At 71.1% G+C, this 20,694-nt stretch carries 15 protein-coding genes; 3 read left to right on the top strand and 12 right to left on the bottom strand.

Annotation, left to right across the window (positions count from 1 at the left end; all coding sequences use genetic code 11):
• Positions 1–1,075: 1,075 nt before the first annotated feature.
• The 4 genes from C2L58_RS18300 to C2L58_RS18285 form a co-directional block, all read right to left on the bottom strand.
• Positions 1,076–2,536, bottom strand: a complete 1,461-nt coding sequence (locus C2L58_RS18300; protein ID WP_103338804.1) for a sensor histidine kinase — start codon at positions 2,534–2,536, stop codon at positions 1,076–1,078.
• On the bottom strand, positions 2,533–3,207 hold the full coding sequence (locus C2L58_RS18295) for a response regulator transcription factor (protein ID WP_103338803.1): 675 nt from the start codon (positions 3,205–3,207) through the stop codon (positions 2,533–2,535). Before C2L58_RS18295 ends, C2L58_RS18300 begins: the two co-directional genes overlap by 4 nt.
• Before the next feature lie 116 nt (positions 3,208–3,323).
• Positions 3,324–5,504 carry a discoidin domain-containing protein gene (locus C2L58_RS18290; protein ID WP_103338802.1) on the bottom strand — a complete coding sequence of 727 codons (2,181 nt, stop codon included), beginning with the start codon at positions 5,502–5,504 and terminating at the stop codon, positions 3,324–3,326.
• 11 nt (positions 5,505–5,515) lie between these two features.
• Positions 5,516–7,774, bottom strand: a complete 2,259-nt coding sequence (locus tag C2L58_RS18285; protein WP_103338801.1) for a discoidin domain-containing protein — start codon at positions 7,772–7,774, stop codon at positions 5,516–5,518.
• Positions 7,775–7,972: 198 nt separating this feature from the next.
• Here C2L58_RS18285 and C2L58_RS18280 point away from each other — a divergent pair, with 198 nt between their 5' ends.
• Both C2L58_RS18280 and C2L58_RS18275 read left to right on the top strand, forming a co-directional pair.
• Positions 7,973–8,755 carry a class I SAM-dependent methyltransferase gene (locus C2L58_RS18280; RefSeq protein ID WP_103338800.1) on the top strand — a complete coding sequence of 261 codons (783 nt, stop codon included), beginning with the start codon at positions 7,973–7,975 and terminating at the stop codon, positions 8,753–8,755.
• Complete coding sequence (locus C2L58_RS18275) at positions 8,752–9,669, top strand: alpha/beta hydrolase (protein WP_103338799.1); 918 nt, start codon at positions 8,752–8,754, stop codon at positions 9,667–9,669. Before C2L58_RS18280 ends, C2L58_RS18275 begins: the two co-directional genes overlap by 4 nt.
• On the opposite strand, the gene C2L58_RS18270 is transcribed toward C2L58_RS18275, so the two are convergent.
• The 5 genes from C2L58_RS18270 to C2L58_RS18250 form a co-directional block, all read right to left on the bottom strand.
• Positions 9,655–11,391 carry a choline/carnitine O-acyltransferase gene (locus tag C2L58_RS18270; protein WP_199191323.1) on the bottom strand — a complete coding sequence of 579 codons (1,737 nt, stop codon included), beginning with the start codon at positions 11,389–11,391 and terminating at the stop codon, positions 9,655–9,657. The two genes, C2L58_RS18275 and C2L58_RS18270, sit on opposite strands and share 15 nt — an antisense overlap.
• Before the next feature lie 5 nt (positions 11,392–11,396).
• On the bottom strand, positions 11,397–12,212 hold the full coding sequence (locus C2L58_RS18265) for a class I SAM-dependent methyltransferase (RefSeq protein WP_103338798.1): 816 nt from the start codon (positions 12,210–12,212) through the stop codon (positions 11,397–11,399).
• A gap of 26 nt (positions 12,213–12,238) precedes the next feature.
• Positions 12,239–13,093 (bottom strand): HalD/BesD family halogenase, encoded by an 855-nt coding sequence (locus tag C2L58_RS18260; protein ID WP_103338797.1) that lies wholly within the window; start codon positions 13,091–13,093, stop codon positions 12,239–12,241.
• Between the two features lie 89 nt (positions 13,094–13,182).
• Positions 13,183–13,713, bottom strand: coding sequence for a DUF4232 domain-containing protein (locus C2L58_RS18255; protein WP_233225786.1), 531 nt, complete (start codon positions 13,711–13,713; stop codon positions 13,183–13,185).
• 50 nt (positions 13,714–13,763) lie between these two features.
• The gene (locus C2L58_RS18250; RefSeq protein WP_199191322.1) at positions 13,764–16,361 is read right to left on the bottom strand and encodes a bifunctional FO biosynthesis protein CofGH; all 2,598 of its coding nucleotides are present in this window, start codon (positions 16,359–16,361) and stop codon (positions 13,764–13,766) included.
• Between the two features lie 153 nt (positions 16,362–16,514).
• Between C2L58_RS18250 and C2L58_RS18245 the strand changes: the two genes are divergently transcribed.
• Entirely contained in the window at positions 16,515–18,077 is a 1,563-nt protein-coding gene (locus C2L58_RS18245) for an IS1634 family transposase (protein ID WP_103338805.1), read from the top strand.
• Here C2L58_RS18245 and C2L58_RS18240 read toward each other — a convergent pair.
• The 3 genes from C2L58_RS18240 to C2L58_RS18230 all read right to left on the bottom strand — a co-directional run bounded on the left by C2L58_RS18240 (position 18,056) and on the right by C2L58_RS18230 (position 20,440).
• Positions 18,056–18,820: a heparin lyase I family protein gene (locus C2L58_RS18240; protein ID WP_103338794.1), complete on the bottom strand. Its 765-nt coding sequence runs from the start codon at positions 18,818–18,820 to the stop codon at positions 18,056–18,058. The genes C2L58_RS18245 and C2L58_RS18240 overlap by 22 nt on opposite strands.
• Positions 18,821–18,893: 73 nt before the next feature.
• Positions 18,894–19,655, bottom strand: coding sequence for an SDR family oxidoreductase (locus C2L58_RS18235; protein ID WP_103338793.1), 762 nt, complete (start codon positions 19,653–19,655; stop codon positions 18,894–18,896).
• On the bottom strand, positions 19,652–20,440 hold the full coding sequence (locus C2L58_RS18230; RefSeq protein ID WP_103338792.1) for an alpha/beta fold hydrolase: 789 nt from the start codon (positions 20,438–20,440) through the stop codon (positions 19,652–19,654). Before C2L58_RS18230 ends, C2L58_RS18235 begins: the two co-directional genes overlap by 4 nt.
• Positions 20,441–20,694 lie beyond the last annotated feature (254 nt).

Here is a 20,694-nt window from a genome sequence, read left to right as displayed (position 1 = left end):
CCACCACCCAAGCCCGCACCACCACCACCCAAGCCCGCACCACCACCACCCAAGCCCGCACCACCACCACCCTCGCCCGCACCACCACCACCACCCGCGGCCTCAACACGCTTTTTGCGCTCGCCCTGCTCCTCGCCGCCTACCGCGGTTTCCGCCTGCCGGGTGACTGGGCCGTGACGCTCGAAGCCGTCGCGCTGACCGACGGCTTCCACCGCCGGTTCCTCGTCGGCACCCTGCTCCACCCGCTCGCCCTCGCGACCGGATACGCGTACTGGGTCTTCGCCGCCGCCGCGCTCGCCGTCCTGACCGCGGTGCTGGTGGTGGTGACCGTCGCGTTCGCCCGCGCCCGGCACCCCGGCCGGAAGCTCCTGGTCGTCGGCTGGCTGCTGCTGCCGTCCGGCGGCTTCCTCTTCCACGAAGTGGGCTACTTCGACCAGGTCCTGTACCTGCTGCTGTTCGCCGCGCTGGGGCAGCTGCCGCGCCGGCCCGCGGTGGCCTCCGGGCTGATGACGGCCGCGGTGTTCACCCACGAGATCGCGGCGCTCACCGTCCTCCCGGTCTTCGCGGTCGTGCTGCTGCGGCAGTCTTCGGTGCGGATCACGGCGATGCTGCTCGGGCCGCTGGTCGTGGCGGAGGTCGCCGTGCTCGCACTCCCGGCGTCGAGCGCGGGCTCGGTCGCGCGGCTCCAGAGCGCGATGGCCACCGCGGATTTCACCCCGCGAGCCGACGCGCTGGCGCTGTTCGAACGCACCCAGAGCGAAAGCTGGCAGCTGTACTCGATCACCGAAGTCCTGCTGCTCTTGGCCCCGATCTTCGCTGTGGTCGTGCTCGGCGCCCTGCTGCAACGCCTCGACGCGCTCGCCGTCGCGGCGGTCGCGGCTCCGGCGTTGCTCGCCTTCGCAGGCTGGGATTGGGCGCGCTGGGGATTCCTGCTGGTCGTCAACTTCGCCGTGGTGCTGTGGCTGAGCCCGGCCCGGTCCCTTCGCCCGCTCCCGCTGCTCGCCGCCGCGGCGCTGCTCGCCTACCTGCCGCTGCCGTACTTCGACGCGCAGCACCCCCGCGAGCTGACCACCGATCAGGCGTTCTCGACACCCCGGGGCAACCGCACGGTGAACACGGCGCCGCCGTCGTTGTGCACCGTGAGCGATCCGCCGTGCGCCAGCACGTTCTCCCGGGCGATCGCCAGCCCGAGCCCGCTGCCCTCGGTCGCCTGACGCGCGTGGTCGCCGCGGGTGAACCGGTCGAACAGCAGCGGCAGCAGGTCTTCCGGCACGCCCGGGCCGGCGTCGGCGACGCGCACGATGACGTCGTCACCGGTCCCGTCGAGGGTGACCGTGACCGGCGCGGCCCCGTGCCGGACGGCGTTGCTCAGCAGGTTCGCCACCACGGTGTGCACCCGCCGCGGATCGGCGACGACCGTGACGTCCCCGCTCGCCGTCACGGCGGCCTCGACGCCGGTGACGTCGGCGGCGTCCACGACCAGGTCGGCCAGGTCGACGGGCGCCACCCGCAGGTCGGCCTTCCCGGCGTCGAAGCGGGCGATTTCCAGGAGGTCTTCGACGAGTTTCGCCAGCCGCCGCGCCTGGGTGCCGAGGATCTCGGCGGCGCGGCCGCGGGTGGCGGGCTCGCCGTGGTCGAGGGTGTCGACGGTGGCGAGCATCGAGGCGAGCGGGGTCCGCAGGTCGTGGGCGACGTCGGCGACGAACCGCCGCTGCTGCCGGTCTTTCGCGTGCAGCTCTTCGATGGATTCGCCGAGCCGCGCGGCCATCGTGTTGAACGACGCGGCGAGCGCGGCCACCTCGTCCCGGCCCTTGACCGGAACGCGGGTGCCGAGTTCGCCCGCACCCAGCTCGTCGGCGGCCGTGGACAAAGCCTTGATGGGACGGCGGATCCGGCGTCCGATCAGGAACGCGACGCCGACCCCGAACACACTCACCCCGAGCGCGATGAGCGCCAGGTTCCGGCGCAGCGCGCCGAGATCGGTTTCGAGCACGCCGAGATCGAAGAACTCGACCAGCAGGTAGCCGGTGTTGCCGAGGTTGCGGCTCACCACCAGCACCGAGCGGCCGGTCTCCGGGTTCGTGGTGACCGCGGTTTTCTGGTCGATCCCGCCGAACGGGCGGGGCAGCACTTCGGCTTCGACCGGCCTCAGCAGCTCCTCCGGGGTTTCCGTGGCGACCATCCGGAGCGGGCCGAGGTACTCGACCCGGTGCCCGTCGAGTTCCAGGGGGGCGCGGGCGACCGTGACGAACGGCTTGCCGGGTGGTGCGGTCACGAGCAGCCAGCCGACGGGCAGCGACCTGAGGTCGTCGAGGATGAGGTGGACCCGTTCCTCCGGCCGGGCCACATCGAGCTTCTTCTGCAGGTCGATGTTGTCGCTGATCATGCGGGAGTGGGCGGAGATGGTGAACGCCTGCACCGCGCCCTCGGCCTGCACCTGGTAGGCGAAGAAGGCCATCACCGCCGTCGCCGTCGTGGTCACCCCGACGATCGCCGCGACGATCCGCGTCCGCAGGCTGATCGCGGGAAGCCTCACCTCGTCACCAGGCGGTAGCCGAGGCCGCGGACCGTCCGCAGCAGCACCGGGTTCGCCGGGTCGTCCTCGACCTTCGCCCGCAGCCGCGCGACCGCCGCGTCGACGATCCGCGAGTCGCCGACGTAGCCGTAGTCCCAGACGCGCTTGAGCAGCACCTGGCGGCTGAGCACCTGGTTCGGGTGCTCGGCGAACTCGACGAGCAGCCGGATCTCGGTGGCGGTCAGCGCCAGTTCCTCGCCGCCGCGGGTGACGCTCATCGCGGCGGCGTCGATCGCCAGCTCGCCCACCCGCAGCAGGCCGGCTTCCGGCACGGCCGGCTGCGCGCGGCGGCCGATCGCCTTGATCCGCGCGTCGAGCACGCGCGGCTCGGCCGGCTTGACCACGTAGTCGTCGGCGCCGCACTCGAGCCCGGCGACGACGTCGATCGGGTCGCCGCGCGCGGTCAGCAGCACGATCGGCAGCCGGCTGCGGGCGCGGATGCGGCGGCAGACCTCGAAGCCGTCGATGCCGGGCAGCATGACGTCGAGGAGGACGAACTCGGCGTCGCCCAGCGAAGTCAGCGCGTGCTCGCCGGTGGGGGCGTGGACGACCTCGTGGCCCAGCGCGCGCAAGGCCAGCGAAAGCGCTTCGGCCAGCGGTTCGTCGTCCTCGACGAGCAGCAGACGCGGCACTGGTCCTCCCCGGGGTGATCGGTCCGGCGAGACTAGTGCAGGGCACGGCGGCCCGGCGGTTCCCGTGCGGAACCGTCGAGCCGCCGTGCGGGTTCGTCACACTGTGCCCAGCAAAACTAGGCCGCGGCCACCTCGAATTCCGACGCCTGGCCGGCGGGCCAGCCCGTGTTGCCGGTGAACGTCAGCCGCACGAACCGCTGGGACGTCGTCGCGAAGGACACCGACGCCGTGTTGCCGGACGCCGGGTCGAACGTGTAGCCGCGCGAACCCACCAGCGTCGTGTACGAACCGCCGTCGGTGCTGCCGGAGATCGTCACCGTCTGGGTGCGCGCACCCCACGCCGACGACGGCGGCAGGCGAAGCGTCACCTTGTTGATCGACGCCGCCGCGTCCAGGTCCACCGTCAGCGTCTGCGGGAACGCGTTGTTCGCGCTCTCCCAGTACGAGTTGGCGTCCCCGTCGTTGGCGTTCGACGGCGGGAACCCGCCCTGCTGGGACGACGAGCTGATCGCCTTCCCCCGGGCGAGGTTGGTGCCGGACTGCGGCGGCTGCTGGGGCCCCGAGTTCGGCGCGGGCCAGGTCGAGCAGTCGCCCCAGGTGCCGGTCCAGCCGTTGTTGCCGGAGCCGGTGAAGGTCATCCGCGGGATCGACGTCGGGTAGGGGCAGTTGTACGTCCCGGTGACGCCGACGCCGGACGCGGTCAGGTTGCTGATCGACACCGACCCCTGAGTCTGCGACTGTGCCACGAACGTGCCGACGCCCTGCACGGAGACGCCGTCGATGGTGATGCCCTGGATCGGCTTGCCCGCGCCGTTGCCGTCGATGAACTGGATGGCCTCGTACGGGCTCTGGATCGCGGTGAACCCGGTGACGCGGACGGTCACGCCGGTGATGGCCTGGTCGCGGGCGTCGAACCACAGCGCACCGACGCCGAACTGCCAGTTCGGGTCGAGCGCCCCGGCCCGCAGCGCGGTGTTGTTCGACAACGTCACCGTGCCCGAAAGCGGCACCGAGTTGAACCGGTTCGCGACCAGGTAGCCGCCGCCGAGGGCGTTGGTGTCCTGGACGAGGTTGCCGCTCACCGTGTTGTTGGAGCCGCCGTACAGCGCGATGCCGTTGGCCAGGTTGGGCTGCACGACGGTGTTGTTCGCGATGGTGTTGCCGGAGTCCGCCTGGCCGTTGGACCACAGCGCGAGCCCGTCGTCGCCGTTGTTGCGCAGGTAGTTGTTGCGCAGCGCCGAGTTCGTGACGGCGCCGTCGAAGTTCACGCCGTCGGCCTGGGTGTCGAGGATGCGGTTGTTCTCGATGGTGAGGTTCGAGGACGCGCCGTTCATCAGCCACAGCCCGCACTTCGTGTCCTGGATCCACAGACCCGACACGACCGAGCCGGTGCCGAGGACGCCGTGGAACGCGTTGTCCGGGCTGCCGTCGTTGCGTTCGGTCACGTCACCGAAGACGGCGAAGTCGTACAGCTTGATGTTCCCGGACGCGCTGCCGTTGTTGAAGATGTTGTTGCCGTGCAGCACGGTGTACCACTGGCCCGCGCCCCGGACGGTCGTCTGGTCGATCTGCAGCGCCGAGGAGATTTCGAAGCGCCCGGACGGCACCCACAGTTCCCGGCCTTGCGAACGGGCCGCGGCCAGGCCGTTGCGGAACGCCTGGGAGTCGTCCGAGGCGTCGTTCGCGGTGGCACCGTAGTCGGTGACCGACAGGGCGTTCGCCGGTTTCGTGCCCGCGCCGCCGACCTGCTCGAAGTCGGCGAGGTCGATGGTCGCCTGGCCGACGTCGCCGGAGTCGGCCTGCACCCGCACCTTCGCCCCGGCGGCCAGGTTCTGGCCCAGCAGCAGCCGGGCGTCGTCGAAGAAGTGGTGCGTCTTGGCGCCGGGGATCCAGCTGGTGTCCACATAGGAATAACGCGAAGTGACCGGCAGGGCCAGCTTGGTCCCGTTGACCGACACCGTGAGACGGCCCGACGAGCCGTCCGGGACGCTGTAGTGGACGTTGATCGAGTTGGCCGCGGCGGGCAGCGTGAACTCGACGTACTGGCCGGTGGTGATCCGGACGGCCTGCCGTCCGGAGGCTTCCGAGGCGAGCGAGGCTTGCGTGTAGTCGGGGCCGACGGCCGAGCCGTTGGTCGCCGAACACTCGGCCTCGACGGTCCGGAACGGCACGCTCGCGCCGCCGGACGCGGTCGCCGGACAGGTCGCCGCCGCGGCGGGGGCGGCGCCCGAAAGCACCGTCAGACCGGACGCGGCCAGCGCGACGGCGAGTAAAGCCGGGATGCGGGACATCGTCATCACCTTCCTGGTCAGGAGGAATAGGCTTCGAGTTCGGACAGCTGCCCGGCGGGCCAGCCGGTGTTGCCGGTGAAAGTCAGGCGCAGGGTGCGCTGCGAGGTCGCCGGGAAGGTCACCGTCGCGGTGTTCCCGGACGCGGGGTTGAAGGTGTAGCTCGCCGCGGCCTTGATCCCGTCGACCGAGATCGTCTGCGTGCGGGTGCCCCACGCCGAGGACGGCGGCAGCTTCAGCACCAGCCGGGAGACGGTGACCGTGCTGCCGAAGTCGACGGTCAGCGACTGCGGGAACGCGTTGTTCGTGCTCTCCCAGTAGGAGTTCGCGTCGCCGTCGACGGCGTTGCCCGGCGGGAAACCCCCTTGCGACCCGGACGCGCTGACCGCCTTGTGCAGCGCCAGGTTCCCGCCGGGCTGGGTCGGTGTGGTGGTCGGCGGTGTGGTGGTGGGCGGAGTCGTCGTGCCGCCGTTGTCCGAGCCGTAGACCGGGGCCGGCCACGAGCCGCAGTACGTCGTCGTCCAGCCCGAGTTGCCGCCCTGGTCGGCGAGGCCGGCCATCGCGTCCGGCCCCATGCAGTTGTAGACGCCCGCCCGGCCGATGCCGGTCGCGACGACGTTCTTCACCGAACCGGTCGGCTTGGCCTGGATCTGCCAGGCGAACGTCCCGGCACCGCTGATCCGGACGTTCGTGAAGTGCACGTCCGTGGTGGCGCTGTCGATGAACTGGATGGCCTCGTAGTTGTTGTCCAGCAGGTCGAGGTCGCTGACGTCGACGCGGCCGGTGATCGCCGAGTCGCGGCCGTCGAACCACAGCGCGCCGACGCCGAACTGCCAGTTCGAGTCGAGCACGCCGGTGCGGATCGCGGTGTTGCGCGCGACGGTCGTGGTGCCCGAGAGCGGCACCGCGCTGAACCGGTTCGCGATGTGCAGGCCGCCGCCCTGGTCCTGGTTGTCGGCGACGACGTTGTCGGACACGGTGTTGTCGTGCCCGCCGTAGATCGCGATGTTGTTGGCGAGGATCGGCAGCAGCACGGTGTTGAAGGAGAACGTGTTGTGGTGGTCGGCTTGGTGCTCGGACCACATCGCCAGGCCGTCGTCGCCGGTGTTGCGCAGGAAGTTGCCCGTCACGGTGACGTTGCTGATGCCCTGGTGCAGGTTCAGCCCGTCGGCGGTCTGGTCGAGGATCCGGTTGCCGGTCACGGTGAGCCCGTCGAACGGCCCGTCGAGCCACAGCCCGACCTTCGTGTGCTGCAGCCACAGGTTCTGCACGACCGAGCCACCGCCCAAGGCCCCGCCGATGGCGTTCGACTGGTCGCAGTCGACGCGGGCGTCGACCTGCCCGATGATCGCGAAGTCGTAGAGCTTCACCGCGCTGCTGACCCCGGGGACGGCCGGGTTGCCGGGGTACGTCGGCGTCCCGCAGCTTTCCGGTTCGCCCTTCCCGAAGATCCCGGCGCGCGGCCCGGTCAGCACCGAGTACCAGGGCCCGGCGCCGCGGATGGTCACCTGGTCGACCGTGATGTGGTGGCCGAGGGTGAAGGTGCCGGACGGGATCCAGACTTCCTTGCCCTGGCCGCGGGCCGCCGCGACGGCCGAGTCGAACGCGCCGGCGTCGTCGCTCGTGTCGCCCGCGGTGGCGCCGTAATCGGTGACGGACACCGAGTTCGCCGGCCGGGCCGCGGCCGCGCCGACCTGCTCGAAGTCGGCGAGGTCGACCGTCACCGGCGTGACGTCGCCCGCATCGATCTGCAGCCTGATCTTCGTCCCGGCCGGGTACGACGTGCCGAGCAGCGCGCGGGTCTCGTCGTAGAAGTGGTGGGCGTGCCCGTCACCCGGGTTGTTGGTGAACGGGTACGAGCCGTAGTACCAGGCCCACTTCGACGTCAGCGGGATGTCCCGGTTGTGGGCACCGCCGGCGTAGAGCGAGATCGTCCCGCTCGCGGAGTCCGGGACGCTGTACCGGAAGTCGATCGAGTTCGCCGGTGCGGTGAGGGTGAACTCGACGTACTGGCCCTGGCCGGAGAGCGTCACCGCCTTCCGGCCGGAAGCCTCGCCGGCGAGGGTGCCCGCGGCGCGGTTCGGGCCGATGACCTGGCCGTTCGTCGCGGCGGTTTCCGCTTCCTGCTCCAGGAAGGGAACCGTCGCGCCGCGGCCGGCGGCGAGCGCGGCGGTGCCCGCCGGAACGGCGGCGATGGTGAGCCCGGCGGCCGCGATCACGGCCGCGGCGAGGGCGCCGAACCTGAACTTGGGCGCACTGAACACAGAGCTGGGAGTCATGGGCGGCACTGGCCTTTCCGCAGCAGGTGGGGACCTCTGTGACCGGGATCATACGAATCCCGGACAAGAAACCGCAATAGTCGGACGAACTTACGCAAGTTTGCGACAGAAATTGACGGCTGCGCCGGATGTCCGACGCTCGCTTACACCCCGCGGAGCAACGACCGGGCAGCCGCGTTCCGCTGCTAGTTTCTGGACATGAGCCAGCGACGTGCGGACGGCAGCGCCGGGGACGCCGACTACGGCGCCATCGGCGGGGTCTACACCGACTACCGCAAGCCGGATCCCCGGATCGGCCAGTACATCGTCGACGCACTGGGTGACGCGCGGACCGTGCTGAACGTCGGCGCGGGCGCCGGCGCGTACGAACCCGAAGACCGCGAAGTGACCGCGGTCGAGCCGTCGGCCTCGATGCGGGCGCAGCGTCCGGCGGGCCTGCCGCCGGCGGTCGACGCCGTCGCCGAGAAGCTCCCGTTCCCGGACCGGGCGTTCGAGGGCGCGATGAGCACGTTCAGCGTGCACCAGTGGAACGACCTGTGGACCGGCCTCAAGGAGATGCGCCGCGTCACGCGCGGCCCGATCGCCATCCTCACCTGCGACCCGGAGCTGCTGCGCCGCTTCTGGCTGCTCGACTACGCGCCCGAAGTGATCGAAACCGAGGCCGGGCGCTACCCGTCGGTGGACGACATCGCCGACGGCCTCGGCGGGCACACCTCGGTGGTCGGCGTGCCCATCCCGATCGACTGCACCGACGGCTTCAACGAGGCCTACTACGCCCGCCCCGAACGCCTCCTCGACCCGGGCGCGCGGCTGTCGTGCTCGGCGTGGAGCTTCGTCGACGATCGCGTGCACCACCGCTTCGCCGCCGAACTGCGGCACGACCTCGACGACGGCACGTGGGAACGCCGCTACGGCAAGCTCCGCGAGCAGCCGGTATTCGAGGGCTCGCTCGTCCTCGTCGTCTCGGACCCCACGGCGTGAAACCGCCGCCGTTCGACCCGGAGCTGGCCGCGACCGTCGACGAACTGCGCGCCGGCCGGACCCCACTGGTGACGCTCGACGACATCCCCGCACGGCGCGAACTCGTCGCGGCCGACTTCCGGACCGTCGCGGAGCTGGCGGCCGCGCACCCCGGATTCGCCTTCCGCGAGGAGCGCGCCGGTGCCGTGCCGCTGCTGGTCGTCACGCCGGCGGACCGGGCCCCGGCCGGCGTCCTCTACCACGTGCACGGCGGCGGGCTGATCGTCGGCAGCCACCTCGGACCGGACGTCCCCAGCCTGCTGGGCTGGGCCGGGGAGCTCGGCCTCGCCATCGTCTCGCCCGGGTACCGGCTGGCGCCGGAACACCCGTACCCGGCGGCCGTCGAGGACTGCTACGCCGGTCTACTGTGGACGGCCGAGAACCTGGGCACCCCGGTCATCGGCGGCATCAGCGCGGGCGGCGGCCTGGCCGCCGCGACGACCCTGCTGGCCCGCGACCGCGGCGGCCCGCTCCCGATCGGGCAGCTGCTGATCTGCCCGATGCTCGACGACCGCAACGACTCGGCGTCGGCCGTCGACCTCGACGGCCGCGGCCTGTGGGACCGGACGGCGAACCACGTCGGCTGGACGGCGTACCTGGGTGATCGCCGTGCCGTCCCGGCCTACGCCGCACCGGCCCGCGCCGAGGACCTTTCCGGTCTGCCGCCGGCGTTCCTGGACGTCGGCACGGCCGAGACGTTCCGCGACGAGGTCGTCGCCTACGCGAGCCGGATCTGGCAGGCGGGCGGCGACGCCGAGCTGCACGTCTGGCCGGGCGGCTTCCACGGCTTCGACGCCATGGTGCCCGAAGCGGCGCTCAGCCGGGCGGCCGTCGCCGCCCGGCTGACCTGGCTGCGCCGCCTACTCGGCCAGTAGCTCCTGCAACTCGGCGACCGCCTTCGTGAGTTCGCCGGCGAAGCGGTCCATCTCCGCCGAGACGTGCTTCGGCGTGCTCAGGTAGATGTTCCAGCGGTCCGGAAGCAGCACGTACGCGATGCCGATGCACTGCGGGCTGGTCGAGCCGAAGCCGAAGTACTGGATGTGGACCGACGGCGCCGAGCTGGTGCTCAGGTAGTCGTCGCGCATCTTCAGCCAGCCCGGCGAGGTGTAGAGGGCCGGGGTTCCGGTGTCGCCACCGCGTTTGCCGATCAGCTGCAGCTCCCACAGGTGCTGCTCCGGCGCGTCCCCGGCCTGGCACTCCTTCGCGCGCGCCACGTGCTTCGCCGCCGCGGCCCGGAACGCTTCGCGCTTGTCTTCCGCGGGGGCGTCGGAGGTCAAGACGTCGGCGAAGCGCACGACCTCGGGCGTGACGACCCGCATGGCCTCGGTCCGGCCGTTCTGGAACTGCCGGGTCGCGATCGACTCGTAGGTCGCGCCGGTCAGGCCCTTCGCACGGCGGTGGGCCAGCTGGTACGCCATCTGCGCGAAGGCGTCCGGGGACATCCCCAGCTCCTTCGCCCGGTTCGCCCCGAAGTCGAACGACACGGTCGTCGTCGCCGTCGCGTCCGCGTAGGCCTTGAAGGCTTCCCGGGCGGCGCGGGCGTCTTCGCGCAGGGCGTCGGTCAGCGCGAACTCGACGACTTCGTAGCCGGGGACGCCGTCCGCCGGTTCGCGCTCCTCGCGCGAACCGCTCAGCAGCGCGTCGGTGAAGCCGAGGATCGTCGTGCCGTCGAGTTCGCAGTGCTCGACGTTGATCCCCGCGGTGCCGTCTTCGAACACGATCAGCGACACGGCCTTGTCGTACCAGCGGTTGTCGCCGTAGAGCAGCCGGTCGCCCGCTTCGAGCGCGTCCGCCGGCGTGAAGTCGTCCAGGCACACGCAGAACAACGCGGTTTCGATGGTTTCCAGCGCGCCGGCGTTGCCCGCTTCGAGCAGCGCGGCCCGCGAAGCGGCCCATTCCGCGCGTGCCTTGGTCGTGAGGGGCCCGGCCGGGACGTCGGCGACGTGGTCGTCCTTGAGGATCGCGCGCAGGCCGTCGGCCAGCTGCGCCGGCGAGTAGGGGCGGCCGTCTTCGGTGAGGACGTCCATCCGGAACGGCGTGCCCTTCACGAACACGACGATGTGCCGCTCGGGCGACGGGAACCGCGTGCGCGAGGTGTCGAGCAGCTCGCCCGGGATCCGCGTCGCCGAGAACAGGTACTGGTGCTGCACCATCGACTGCGGCGTGCCGCGCAGGAGCACCGGCGGCACCAGCTGGCCGTCGAGCTTCAGCTTGTAGTCCACCGCGGAGGCGGTCAGCTCGGCCGCGCGCTCCACCTGGCCGAGCGGGGAATCCTGGAACAGGAAGAAGAAGTTGGCGTTGAGCGCGATCCGGTCGCGGCGGCCGAGGTAGCGGTACGGCCAGAACGTGTCGAGCCAGCTGCGCACCCCGGGCGAGCGGTCGTACTCCTCGAGCCGGGCCTGCAGCGCCGGCCCGGGACCCGCCAGGAACTCCGCGACCGCCGCTTCGGTCTCCGCCAGCTCCTCCGGCGTCAGCAGCGGAGCACACCACTCGAGGAAGCGGCGGCCGCTGTCTTCCAGGGTGGGGACGGGGACGCGGGGGAGCCGGTCCTCGTTGCCGAAGGTGCGGGTGGACCATTCCGGACTGCTCACGGTCATCCTTCTTAGTCGGAAAGTTCTGCGTCGGGGAGTTCGAGTTCGGGCAAGCCCGCAGGACGGGAAACATACAGCCGCGCGTAGAGCCACCCGTCGGACTCCAGCCCGGTGGGGTCGACCCCGGCCGCGCTCAGCGTGTCGAGGATCTGCGCCTGCTCTTCGGCGGAGGCGAACTGCCGCTGCCGGAAGACACCTTCGACGCTCGCCGTCTCGTACCCCAGTTCGGCGAGGCTTTCGGCGATCGGCTCGTAGGAGAACATCCGCAGCACGAAGTGGGCCATCCACGGCCGGGCGACGCGCGCGACCCGGGCGAGGGTCTTCTCGGTGACGTACCCGACGCAGCCGGTGGAGATGACGAGGTCGACGTCGTCCAAGAGCTTCTGCTGGGTGCTGTCGGGGTCGTCGCGCTCGAGGTCCGCGTGGATCACTTCGTCGAGGAAGCCGGCGGAAAGCGCGTACTCGAGGGCCGGGGCCGAGTTGTCGAGTCCGTAGAACCGCGGGCCGCCGGGGTGGACGCGCTGCCGGTCGGCCTCGACCAGCGCCGCGTGGTCCAGCGCGCGCACGGCCGGGTCGGTGTAGTGGGCGTAGAGGTCGTCCATCGTCGCGTCGCAGCGCTGCAGGGCCGCGTTGACGCCGTACGAGCAGCCGATGTCGAGCACGGTGGGGCGCTCGGCGGCGTGCGCGGCGATCAACTTCGCGAAGTACGGTTTCGCCAGCTGGGGGATGCCGTAGTCGACGCGGCGCAGCGTGCCGAAGAACGGGCGCGGGTCGGGTGCGGTGTAGATGTGGTCGAACGAGATCTTGCCGGTCGAGTCGAAAGGCACGGGCCAGGCTCCTGATCCAGTCGCGGCTAGTCGAGCAGTTCGTCGCCCCGGACAGCGCGTCCGGCGAGGTGGGCGGGCAGCACGCGGCCGAACAGCTGCCGGGTCCGCTCCGCGCTGCCGATCACCCCCGGGCGCTCGCTGTAGGCGAAGATCGCGGAATGCCGCGCGATCCCGCCCTTCACCGTACTGACCCGGTGCAACGCGAAGCGGCCCTTGAAGAGCTGGAGATCGCCCGGTCGGAGAGCGAGCCGCCGGACCGGCCGGGTGTCGACGGCCAGCACCGAGCGCACGGCGGGGAAGTTCTCGTCCGCGGCGGACCGGATGCCGGGGCAGTACTCGAAGGTCCCGCCGTCGTCCGCCGCCTGCGTCAGCATGCTGACGGTGTGGGTGTTCGTGTCGAAGTGCCACGGGTGCGCGCGGCCGGGCGCGATCACGTTGAGCGTCAGCCCGGACAGCGGGTCGGCGAGCTCGTGCAGCTCCGGCAGCCCGAAGCAGTCCGCGACGAACCGCCGGAACAGCGGGCTGGTGTAGAGCCGGCTGATGATCGACGACGCCGGGATGCGGTCGCGCGCGACGAAGGCGTTGCCGCGTTCCATGATCGTCCGGCCGGGGTGGTCTTCGGGCAGCGGCTCGTCGATCGCGGTGTTGTAGGCGTTGACCTTTTCGATCTTCGTGTAGGCGTGCGGTTCGAGCGCCGCGCACTCTTCGCGCAACAGGTCGTGCAGCTCCGGGCGGATGAAGTCGGCGAGCACGCTGCAGCCGGCTTCGGCCAGCTCGGCGCGGGTGCGGCCGACCGTCTCCCGCCACGCGGGGCGGTCCGGATCGGTGAGCGGGTAGCGGTCGGTGTCGACCATTTCCAGTGGCGCTACGGAGGTGCTCATCGTCGAGGTCCCTTCCGGCGGTGAAGGAACAGAGGTAGCACAGAAGGCCGCTGGTCAACCGTCGGTTTGTGAGCGGTGACACACGGTCGTCAGGTGCCGATCCGGCTGGCCCACGCGCTGAGCTTGACGGTGTCGGTGGTGCCGAGGTCGGTCTCCAGCGGCTGCTTCTGCGCGGGTTCGCCCGGAACGGGAACCACCGAGATCGCGGCGCCGGTGTGCTGGTCGCCGCTGGTGACGGTCGCCGACCAGGCGAGCACCGACAGCGCCTTCTCACCCGGCTGGAGAGTCAGGTCCTGCGGTCCCGGATCGGGCGCGAAGTAGGAAGTCTCGTGCCGGACCTGGACGTCGAGCGGCGCGCCGTCGCCCGCCAGGATCTTCAGGTCCGGGTAGCCGGTGACCTTGCGCGGCGCGGAGTCCCGGTTGGTCAGGGTCAGCACGCTGGCGCGGTGCCCGAGCCCGGCTTCGACCTGACCGACCGAAAGGGACAGCCCGCTCGACGGCGGTGGCCCGTACGTCGGGCTCGGTGTCGTCGTGGGCACCGGCGCGGGCGGCGGCGGCGTGCCGCACCCCGCGAGAAGCGCGACGAGGAGAAGTGGTGGTGCTGAGCGAGAAACCCCCATGGACCGGAAAGAGTAGCGGGCGCCCCGGAGCCGGGCGCCCGCTACTGGTCTTACGGCGTGAGCAGCGGCAGCAGCGGCTTGCGCACCTGCGTGGCAACACCGTCCGAAGCCTCCGCCGCGGCGAGCCGTTCGGCCGACGGCCGTCCGTAGCCCGTGGTGCGCTGGACCAGCGGCCGGTCCAGCGGCTCGACCATCGCGCGCATGTCGCTGATCGTCTTGTACGACCCGTGCGACGCGCCCGCCATCCGGCTGATCGTCTCCTCCATCAGCGTGCCGCCGATGTCGTTGACGCCGCCCTGCAGCACCGCCCGGCTGCCTTCGGTGCCGAGCTTCACCCAGGAGCTCTGGATGTTGTCGATCATGCCGTGCAGCAGCAGCCGGGACAGGGCGTGCACCGCCCGGTTCTCGTTCTGCGTCGCGCCCGGGCGGGCCAGGCCGGCCAGGTAGATCGGTGAGCTCTGGTGGATGAACGGCAGCAGCACGAATTCGCTGAAGCCGCGTCGCCCGTGCTTCTCCAGGCCTTCCCGCTGCAGCCGCGCGAGCAGCTTGAGGTGCGCGACCCAGTGCGCCGGCGTGTCGACGTGGCCGTACATCATCGTGGACGTCGTCGGCAGGCCGACCTCGTGCGCGGTCGTGACGACCTTGATCCACTCCGACGTCGGCAGCTTGCCCTTGGTGAGCACCCAGCGGACGTCGTCGTCGAGGATCTCCGCGGCCGTGCCCGGCAGCGAGTCGACGCCGGCTTCCTTGGCCTTGATCAGCCAGTCCTTCAGCGACAGGTTGGTCCGCGAAGCGCCGTTCACGACCTCCATCGGGCTGTAGGAGTGCAGGTGGATCTCCGGCTGACGGCGCTTGACCTCGGCCGCGAGGTCGAAGTACGCGGTGCCCGGCAGGTCCGGGTGGATGCCGCCCTGCATGCAGATCTCGGTCGCGCCCGCGGCCCACGCCTCGTCGACGCGGTCGCCGACCTGCTCCAGCGAGAGCGTGTACGCGTCGGCGTCGGTGCGACGCTGCGCGAAGGCGCAGAAGCGGCAACCCGTGTAGCAGACGTTGGTGAAGTTGATGTTCCGCGTGACGACGAAGGTGACGTCGTCGCCGACCGTCTCGCGCCGCAGGTCGTCGGCGAGCTTCGTGAACGCGTCCAGCTCCTTGCCCTCGGCGGACAGGAGGGCCAGCGCGGCGTCGTCGGAGAGCCCGGCGGGGTCCTTTTCCGCGCTGCGCAAGGCTTCCAGGACGGTCGAGTCGAACTTCTGCGGTCCGGTCTTGATCCGGTCGCCGATCTCCTTCCAGTCCCCGTACACGGAGTCGAAGTCGCTGCGGCGGTCCTCGGTGCGGCCGCTGGTGTCGATCTCGGTGTGCAGGTCGGTGCGGCCGGACTCCTGCCAGCCGCCGTCCGGCTCCTGCCACGGGATGCCGACCGGCAGCGCGTCTTCGCGGGCCATCCCGGTGTCGTAGTCGACGAGCGCGGCGACGTGCCGCGTGATGCGCGGGTCCAGCCACGGCTCGCCGGCCTTGACGTACTCCGGGTAGATGGTGAGCCGTTCCTTGAGCTCGAAGCCGGCCTTCTCGGTGCGGCGGGCGAGCTCGTCGATCTGCGGCCAGGCGCGTTCCGGGTTGACGTGGTCGGGGGTCAGCGGCGAGACGCCGCCCCAGTCGTCGATGCCGGCGCGGATCATCAGGTCGTACTGGTTGCCGATCAGGTTCGGCGGCGCCTGGATGCGCATCTTGGGGCCGAGCACGAGCCGCGCGACGGCGATGTTCGCGGCGAGCTCTTCGAGGTCGGCGTCCGGCGTCGCGCGCATCTTCGTGTCCGGCTTGGCCCGGAAGTTCTGCACGATGACTTCCTGGATGCCGCCGTAGGTCTTGGCGACCTTGCGGATCTCGAACAGCGCGTCGGCGCGCTCTTCGAACGTCTCGCCGATGCCGATCAGCACCCCGGTGGTGAACGGGACGCTGCTGCGCCCGGCGTCCTCGAGCACCCGGAGCCGGACCGCGGGGTCCTTGTCGGGCGAGCCGTAGTGCGGGCCGCCCTTCTCGCTCCACAGCCGGGTCGCGGTGGTCTCGAGCATCATGCCCATCGACGGCGCGACCGGCTTGAGCCGCTGGAAGTCCTGCCAGGTCAGCACGCCGGGGTTGAGGTGCGGCAGCAGGCCGGTCTCCTCCAGCACCCGGATCGCCATCGCGCGGACGTAGGACAGCGTGTCGTCGTAGCCGTGCGCGTCCAGCCACTCCCGGGCGGCCGTCCAGCGGTCCTCGGGCCGGTCGCCGAGCGTGAAGAGGGCTTCCTTGCAGCCCATCTCGGCACCCTTGCGGGCGATGTCGAGGACCTCGTCGGGGGACAGGAACGGCGATTCGAGCCGGCCGGGCACGGTGACGAACGTGCAGTAGCCGCAGCGGTCGCGGCAGAGCCGGGTCAGCGGGATGAACACCTTCTTGCTGTAGGTGATGACGCCGGCGCGCCCGGCCTCGGCCAGACCCGCGTCGCGGATGCGCGAGGCGTACTCGGACAGCTGGGTGAGGTCGTCACCGCGAGCGTGCAGCAGGACGCTCGCTTCGGCTACGTCGAGTGTCTTCCCGTCACGCGCCCGGGCGAGCGCGCGGCGCATCGCGGAGGCGGTCGGGGCGGTGGCGTCGGGTTCGGGTCCCATTCCACCCACGCTAGGACCGTCCTCGCGGGACCAGCCAGGGTGTGTTCCGCACCTCTGGTGGCTCCGGGGTGCGGGTGATCGTCGTCGCAGGTCAGCGGGTTCGCGTGGTTGTCGATCAGCGCCCGGGCGTGTATTACCTAAAGGGTGGCATCGGTGGTCGGCAAGAAGATCGGCGGACGGACCTACTACTACCTCGCGGAGTCCGCCCGCGTGGACGGTAAGCCGCGGGTGGTGACCCAGCGTTACCTCGGCACGGCCGACGAGATCGCGCGCGCCGTCCCGGGCGGCGAACCCGCCTCGGCGTCGTACCGGACGTACGGTGACGTCGCCGCGGTGTGGGCGACGCTGTCCCGGCTGGACTTCGTCGCCCGCGTCGACGACGTCGTGCGCGCGAAGCCGTCGCTGGGGCTGACGCTCGCCGTCGCGGTGCTGCACCGCGCGACCGCTCCGGAGACGCCGATCGGCTCGTGGTGGGAGGCGAGCGCGGCCGCGGACCTCGTCCGGCCCCGGCTGTCCACAGTGGATGGCCTGTGGCGGGCGCTGGAACGGCTCACCCCCGAACGCATCGCGGGTATCGAGGAAACCGTCGCCGCCGCCGTGCTGGCGGTGCTCGAGGACCACGCGGCGCTCGCCGTCGACGTCCCGCAGTTCGCCGCCTTCGCCCCGGCCGACTGCACGCTGCCCTCGGCGTGCCAAGGCGTACTGGCCGGCGCGGGCCTGCGGGTGACCCGCGACGGCGCGATCCCCCTGGCGTCGCGGCTGTACCGGCGCGACGACGGCACGGCACCGACGTTCGCCTCGGTCATGGCGGGGCTGGGCCCGGCCACGCTGGTCTTCCACGCGGGGCAGGCGGCTCAGCTGGACCTGGGCTCGCGCAGCGGCTTCGTCGGGTCACTGCCGCTGACCGACCACCCGGAGCTGCTGACCCAGCCCGCGTCGGCACGCAAGCGCGTCGATCCCGAGCGGTTCGCCGGGCTCACCGCGCTCGACACGCACGCGGTCGTGGACGGCGTCCGGCGGCGGGTGATCCTGACGCACTCGGCGACGCTGCACGCGGCGCAGTCCCGCGCGTTCGCCGACGAGCTGGCCACCGCGACCCGCGAGCTCGACGGGCTCGCGGAGGCCCTGGCGGCGGGTACCCACCGCGGCGACCGGGCCCAGCTCCACGCCGAGATCGGCCGGGTGACCCGCGGCCGCCGCATCGAGCGCGTGCTCACCGCCGTCCTGAGCGGGAACCGGCCCGGCGAGATCCGGGTGGAGCGCCGGATCGACACCGCCGCGCTGGCCCGGCTGGACGACGAGTTCTTCGGCAAGCAGGTGCTGGTCACCGACCGGGACTGGCCCATCGGGGACGTGGTCACCGCCTACCGGGCCCGCACCCACCTCGAATCGACGTTCCGCTGGCTGACCGGGCCCGCCGTCACCGGCCCGACCCCGCGCTGGGAGTGGACGCGGCAGCGGATCGCGGCGCACGGCCTGGTGTCGGTGCTCGCCGCGACCGTCACCCACCTGATGCGGCGCGAGGCCGACCGGGCGGGGATGAACCTGTCGGTGCGGGAGCTGCTCGACCAGCTCGCGGGCATCGGCGAGCTGGTGCTGCGGTACCCGTCGACCGGCGGGCGGCCGCGGGCGAAGCGCCTGCTGACCGAGCTGGAACCCGGTCAGCAGGCGTTGTGCGACCTCTTCGGGCTGGGTCAGGCGACGACGTCCGCGTAGGTGCGCCCGAGCTTGGCGTGGTTCAGCAGGGCCGTCGCGTGGCCGCTGTTGCCGCCGGAGCGGTAGACGCCCCACTTGTGGTTGACGTGGTCGCCCCACAGCGTCGGGCCCGGGTAGCGGGTCTGGCCGTTCGAGAACGTCTGCTGCTTGCCGTTGTAGGAGAACTCGCACCAGCCGTCGGTACCCCTGGACATCTTGTAGCCGATGGCGAAGGAGTTCCAGGTGTTCACCGGGAAGGGGGCCGACCAGATGTGCTTGTTCGCGCCGCTCGGCCCGGTCAGCTGGAAGTACAGCTTGCCGTCGCCGAGCGTGCGCAGCACGAACGGCCCGGACTGGGCCTGCGAGCCGCTCTCCCCGGAGATGTGGAACTGGTAGACGGCGATCCACTTGCCCGCGTTGGGGTTCACGTTCCAGTTCGCCCGCCAGCCGAGGTACTGCACCTCGCCGAGCGTGCCGCTGCCGGGCCGGTAGACGCTTCCGTCCGGCAGCCGCAGGCCACGGCTTTCGCAGCGTTCCTTGGTGCCGTCCGGGTTGTCCCAGGTCTCGTACCGGAAGCACTTGCCGTAGGTCGCGTCGTTGACCACGGTGATGCTGCCGGGTTCCTTCTCCAGTCCGTCGAAGACCGACGTGCCGCGCGCCGGGTCGCCGTCCCGGATGACGCCGGCCGGGGCCGCGGTGGCGGCGCCGGTGAGGGGAAGGGCGGCGAGGCCGGCCAGGACCGTGCGCCGGGACAGGGATGCCATGGGTACCTCCGAAGTTCGGGCGTGCTTTCGAACGACGGCGGTGACCCGATGCTGCCGGTCCCGGCGCGGGTGGTCAAGAGTTGTCGCGGAAGATCTGCAACGGGGAAAAACTTTGCACGACCGGCATCAGCTCGATGACGTTGATGTTCACGTGCTCCGGCCGGCTCGCGGCCCAGTGGACGGACTCGGCGACGTCGTCGGCGGTCAGCGGGGTGGTGCCTTCGTACACCTTGTCGGCCTTGGCCTGGTCGCCGTCGAAGCGGACCTTCGAGAAGTCCGTGCCGCCGACCATGCCGGGCTCGATGTTGGTGACGCGCACGCCGGTGCCGTGCAGGTCGCTGCGCAGGTTGAGGCTGAACTGGTGGACGAACGCCTTGGTCGCGCCGTAGACGTTGCCGCCGGGGTAGGGGTAGGTGCCGGCGATCGAGCCGATGTTGATCACGTGCCCGCGGCCGCGCTCGACCATGCCCGGGAGCAGCGCGCGCGTGACGTGCGTGAGGCCGCGGACGTTGGTCGCGATCATCTCGTCCCAGTCCTGGAGGTCGGCCTTGTGCGCGGGCTCGAGGCCCTTGGCCAGGCCGGCGTTGTTGACCAGGACGTCGACGGCTTTCCAGTCGCCGGGGAGTGTCTCGATGGTGTTCTTGACTTCTTCCGGGTCGCTGACGTCGAGGGTGACCGGGAGGACGGCGTCGCCGAGCTCGCCGGCCAGCTCCTCGAGCTTGCCGGCGCTGCGGGCGACGGCGATCACGCGGGCGCCCTCGGCGGCGAACCGGCGCGCGATGGCGGCACCGAAGCCGGCGCTCGCGCCGGTCACGAACACGGTCTGCTGGGTCATGGGTGAACTCCGCTGTCGTTCAGGAAGGTGCTGAGTGCCTCGTCGAATTCGGTCTCGCGCTCCAGGTTAGGCAGGTGGCCGGCGCCCTCGATCACCACCAGGGTGGAAGCCTTCGTCTGCCGGTGGATGAGCTCGGCGTCGGCCACGGGGGTGAACTCGTCCTCGCTGCCGACGACGACCAGGGTGGGGACGTCGATGTCGCTCAGCCCCGGCGTGTAGTCGGGGCGCTCGGCACGTCCCCTGAGCGCGGCCGCGGCTCCCTCCTGTGGGGCACTGCGCATCATGGTGCGGACGTGTCTTTCGACGTCCGGCCTGGTCGCGCGGGTCTGCTTCGAGATCATCTTGGGCAGGAGCTCCTCGGCGTAGCGCTCCATGCCTTCCGCGGTGATCCGGTCGGCGGTGTCGTAGCGGGCCTGCTTGGCCTCGGGGGTGTCGAGGCCCGCGAAGGTGTCGGCCAGGACGAGGGCACTTGCCCGGCCGGGGTGGGCTACGACCAGCTGCATGACGATCTGGCCGCCCATGGAGAGGCCGCCGAGGACGAACCGGTCCAGCTCCAGGTGGTCGGCCAGGTCGACGAGGTCGCTCGCGAAGACGTCGAGGCCGGTCTTCGTGTCTGGGGTCTTCGACCGTCCGTAGCCGCGCAGGTCGGGGGTCACGACGCGGTAGCCGCTGCGCGCCAGGTGCTCGGCCTGGGGCCGCCACATCGAGCGGTCGAAGGGGTGGCCGTGGACGAGGAGGACCGGTCGTCCGTTCTTCGGGCCGAGGTCGTCGTGCGCGAGTCTCATGCGGCCGACGCTAAGCGGAGCTTTGGCCCGGAGCAATACGGTGCAATGTAGTCGGAGCAATGTCTTTCGGTGGCGCTCCCGGCCGGTTCGGGGCAGACTGAGCCTCGGGCGGGCTCCGTCATGGGGCCTGACCTGCGCTGATCTTGTTAAGGGACCCCCCTGTTTCGGGCCCTTTCGGGGCATGTAAAGTTCTCCAAGTCGCCAGGGAAACCGGGTGGCCACCGGGACACGAACCAAGCTCTCGCGGATCGCGA

It is taken from the genome of Amycolatopsis sp. CA-126428 (assembly GCF_002904335.1).
GTDB lineage: Bacteria > Actinomycetota > Actinomycetes > Mycobacteriales > Pseudonocardiaceae > Amycolatopsis.
This window is presented reverse-complemented; position numbering and strand designations above follow the sequence as displayed.

What these genes read in the sequence shown, in the direction of transcription:
- C2L58_RS18235 (WP_103338793.1), bottom strand. Translation starts at nt 19,655, where the DNA reads ATGACCCAGCAGACCGTGTTCGTGACCGGCGCGAGCGCCGGCTTCGGT.
- C2L58_RS18280 (WP_103338800.1), top strand. Translation starts at nt 7,973, where the DNA reads ATGAGCCAGCGACGTGCGGACGGCAGCGCCGGGGACGCCGACTACGGC.
- C2L58_RS18260 (WP_103338797.1), bottom strand. Translation starts at nt 13,093, where the DNA reads ATGAGCACCTCCGTAGCGCCACTGGAAATGGTCGACACCGACCGCTAC.
- C2L58_RS18250 (WP_199191322.1), bottom strand. Translation starts at nt 16,361, where the DNA reads ATGGGACCCGAACCCGACGCCACCGCCCCGACCGCCTCCGCGATGCGC.
- C2L58_RS18255 (WP_233225786.1), bottom strand. Translation starts at nt 13,713, where the DNA reads ATGGGGGTTTCTCGCTCAGCACCACCACTTCTCCTCGTCGCGCTTCTC.
- C2L58_RS18285 (WP_103338801.1), bottom strand. Translation starts at nt 7,774, where the DNA reads ATGACTCCCAGCTCTGTGTTCAGTGCGCCCAAGTTCAGGTTCGGCGCC.
- C2L58_RS18270 (WP_199191323.1), bottom strand. Translation starts at nt 11,391, where the DNA reads ATGACCGTGAGCAGTCCGGAATGGTCCACCCGCACCTTCGGCAACGAG.
- C2L58_RS18230 (WP_103338792.1), bottom strand. Translation starts at nt 20,440, where the DNA reads ATGAGACTCGCGCACGACGACCTCGGCCCGAAGAACGGACGACCGGTC.
- C2L58_RS18290 (WP_103338802.1), bottom strand. Translation starts at nt 5,504, where the DNA reads ATGACGATGTCCCGCATCCCGGCTTTACTCGCCGTCGCGCTGGCCGCG.
- C2L58_RS18240 (WP_103338794.1), bottom strand. Translation starts at nt 18,820, where the DNA reads ATGGCATCCCTGTCCCGGCGCACGGTCCTGGCCGGCCTCGCCGCCCTT.